The organism is Psychrobacter sp. T6-1 (assembly GCF_052258445.1).
In genome coordinates this window covers 1-3,369 of sequence record NZ_JBQQFC010000269.1, presented here as the reverse complement: position 1 = coordinate 3,369, position 3,369 = coordinate 1, and the positions used below count along the sequence as shown (strand labels likewise).

General features: G+C 47.1%; 3 protein-coding genes. 1 reads left to right on the top strand and 2 read right to left on the bottom strand.

What is annotated here, in order from left to right:
- The first annotated feature begins 171 nt into the window (after positions 1-171).
- A complete protein-coding gene (locus ACTXGO_RS11435; protein ID WP_317200062.1) occupies positions 172-693 on the top strand; it encodes an RNA pyrophosphohydrolase in 522 nt (173 codons plus the stop codon).
- A gap of 304 nt (positions 694-997) precedes the next feature.
- On the opposite strand, the gene ACTXGO_RS11430 is transcribed toward ACTXGO_RS11435, so the two are convergent.
- A complete protein-coding gene (locus ACTXGO_RS11430; RefSeq protein ID WP_443574578.1) occupies positions 998-1,819 on the bottom strand; it encodes an NRDE family protein in 822 nt (273 codons plus the stop codon).
- Positions 1,820-1,863: 44 nt separating this feature from the next.
- Positions 1,864-3,369 (bottom strand): DUF4139 domain-containing protein (locus ACTXGO_RS11425; RefSeq protein ID WP_443574577.1); only part of this gene is annotated, 1,506 nt, incomplete at its 5' end.

The following is a 3,369-nucleotide window of genomic DNA, read 5'->3' as shown; positions in this document are numbered from 1 at the left end:
GTGAAACATTTTATAGCAAAATAGCGTTACACATTTTGTCGGTTTCTTGGTTTAATGGTGGTAATGAATCTCATTTTGACTCAGTATAAACAGCCATCACCTTATAATAATTATGATGGCTGTTTATACTTTTAAAATGAGCTATTTTTATCACATTTAAAAGGTTTAGTCATGATAGATGCAGACGGCTTTCGCGCCAATGTCGGTATCATCTTGGCAAATACACAAGGACAAGTCCTGTGGGCAAAACGTATAGGTCACAACGCTTGGCAGTTTCCGCAAGGCGGTATCGATCGCGGCGAGACTCCTATGGACGCGATGTATCGTGAGCTTTGGGAAGAAGTCGGCCTGCATCCACGTCATGTCGATTTATTAGCGGTAACGCAAGATTGGTTACGCTATCGTCTACCCAAGCGCTACGTGCGCCACGGACAGCATCCTTTATGTATTGGGCAAAAACAAAAATGGTTTTTGCTACGCTTAGATGAGCCAAATACACAACACATTCGCTTTGATGAAGGAAAACCTGAGTTTGACCATTGGCAATGGGTCAGCTACTGGTATCCACTCGGACAAGTGATTCACTTTAAACGCGGGGTTTATCGGCGTGCGCTTCAGGAGCTAGCACGCGAATTACCCCTTAGGCAAGAGCTGATTATTCCTGAGCAGAACAATCATTTGCTGATGGAATAAGCGCTTGCACAAACGAAAAATGCTCGCTGTAATATCTAAACAATCAGATATTATGGCGGGCATTTTTTATGTTGACCTATCTATTTAAAATAAAAATTTTATAGTTTAGGGTCTGTTGAATTTATACTAACCTAGAAATTACGATTAACTTTATCAAAAGTGATAGGTCTAAAAAGCATCAACTATTTAACAATGTTTGCGTAGGCTGTGGCTTTAGCCCAGCATTTTGCTTTTGCAAAGTATTGAGCTGGGCTAAAGCCACAGCCTACAAAGATTAGTATTAGCGTAAATTTCCCGAACTACTTTAAACCCTAGAAGTAAGGTTATCAGTTTCAAGACTAATCAATTGCACCTTTATTTTTGACTCATCCTGCTTATTATGCAAGGTTAAGATGCTTTGTGTCCGCGTGCCGTAACTTGGCATGAGGCCATTAGTTAGTGCCAAGATATTGGCAGGCTCTATATAAATAGAGGATAGCGCTTGCTCGATATCTGTCGCCACTCCCGTCTCTGGTAATTGCCCTACTGGCGCAGGCGTTACATCGGACATGACATTGAACGCCGCCGCTTGCCAGTAGTCAGGATGACTATCCTCAGCGATAAGTGGCAAGACTTCTTGACGCAAGCGACCACGTAGCCTTTGGGTCTTAAACCATTTGTCCTCAAACTGTCCGTTAGATAATACGTGCAAGCCTGCATATAGTGGCGTTGGGGCATGACCACGATTATTGACGGCAACAGCTTGCTGCGCATCCCCGATGATAAGATTGAACCCTGCGTACTCTTGTAACTTAATCTGCCGTGCAAACTCCATCGGACTTTGAGTGCCGCGCAAAAATTCAGTCACCAGCTCACCGCGCGAGCGCTCATCCTCTCGTGCCTGCACGCCATCACGAAAGTTCAATACCGCCGCCCAGCGCCCGTTTTGTTGTATGGCGTTAGCATCTTTATTTTGGTGAATGCCAAGCCAAGTGCCGCCGCTCCTATTATCTCGCCCGGCATATATAGGCGCATCATCCCACTGATGGACAGGCGTGGTCGGGCGCTCCAAAAACTCATCACGGTTAGAGAGTAAAACCAAAGGCAGATCGTCAAATAGCTGCCAAGCGATAGCGACAATACACATAGTTATCCTTTATTCATAAAAGCGTAAATGGCTAAAACCAGATATCAATTACCCGTCAATATTTTGTCCGCAGGATAGCTCACTTGTGATGTCGATTGTATGACTGCTGATTGCTTGCTAGGTAGCGTAAATTCCCAAGCGACCATACCTTGATTATCATTCCAATTGCGCTCAGTGACAGGCGGCGTATGTGTTACCGTGACCTTGAGATCATCATCGCGGCTGACAGGCTCGCTGCCCAATACTTGTAGCTGACGCGCCTTATTATGCTGATTGGTAAACTGATACGCTTGGGTGGTGGTTAGTGTCTGGGTGCGATTAAACACGCCTTTATCGCCTTGTTTGTCATCGTCTTTGATCTCCTTGACGAGAATATTGGGATCAATTCCAAAACCAATGCCTTGCTCTTTTAGCGTCTGATAGCTATAACGCGACTGACCGACATAATTGTCATCACGGTATAGTTGCAATGAGCCATCCACCCAAGCTGGGGTAATAAATGGTGCTGAGGCATACCAGTACGCTGCGGTCTCTATACTTGGCGTACTACGCAGCCATAGCTTGCTTGCTCCTGACTGCTCATCGAGTACAGTGCGCACGCGTCTACCATCACTTGGAATACTTACGCGCTGCGGCAGACGGTACTCGATAATACCGTTTTTGTTTTGGCTACTCACCGTAAAGCTCGGTAGCGGCGCTCTATTAGGCTGATCAGCACCCGCATAATCTGCTTCGCCAGAGACGACTACAGGCATAGCCTCCATGACTGGTGCCGCACTCCTAGCGATTTTACCTCGGCTCTCATCATATAACCCCAAGCGCTTAACACGCGGCAATCGGCTGGTAGTGTTTTGATTGGGATTGACGGTACTAAGGGTCAGCGGCACATTGCTCCAGTTCTCGCCAGTTTGCTGAGCAATAATCGCTGAGGCGGTAATATTAAGCTGCTCAGTATTGGTATTTAGCCGCGCTTGATAGGTCGGCTCCCAACTGGCACCGCGTACTTGATAGTGCAGCTTGACTGCAGCAGGCGTGCGACTAGCAGTGCGCACGCTTACTTGTGTCACTGTCGTACCCGTCGAGGTTGCGCTGCCAGCCATCAGCTGATTGAGCTCGTCTTGCGCCAATGCTTGGCGCTGCTGTATGGCTAATATTCTCTTATTGACTGCTGCCGCTTGAGTCTCGATATCGCGTGCGTTGCTCGATGGCGTACCATCAGTACTGATCTGAGTGACTTTGGTAAGATTTTGAAGATATGCCTTTGCCAAGCGCGCCGCTTCTAGCTCCGCGGTAATCTCAGCGAGGCTGTTTTGCTTAGTCTGGACAGCGGCATCTGCTTGATACTGACACTGCGCCGCCTGCTCGCCGCTGAGCGTCTCGGTACTGATCTCACCGATATTGACGCCACTACTTGCTTGTACGCTCAAACTATTTTGATCTATAAAAGGTGATAAGCATGAAAAAACAAGGGTCTGCTCGCCGCCTCCACTAGTAGGTAGCGCGCGAGTCACGCTTGCTAGGCCTTGATAAATAGTGATTTGCTCAATACT

Coding starts and splice junctions, on each gene's coding strand:
- ACTXGO_RS11435 (WP_317200062.1), top strand. CDS start 172: ATGATAGATGCAGACGGCTTTCGCGCCAATGTCGGTATCATCTTGGCA.
- ACTXGO_RS11430 (WP_443574578.1), bottom strand. CDS start 1,819: ATGTGTATTGTCGCTATCGCTTGGCAGCTATTTGACGATCTGCCTTTG.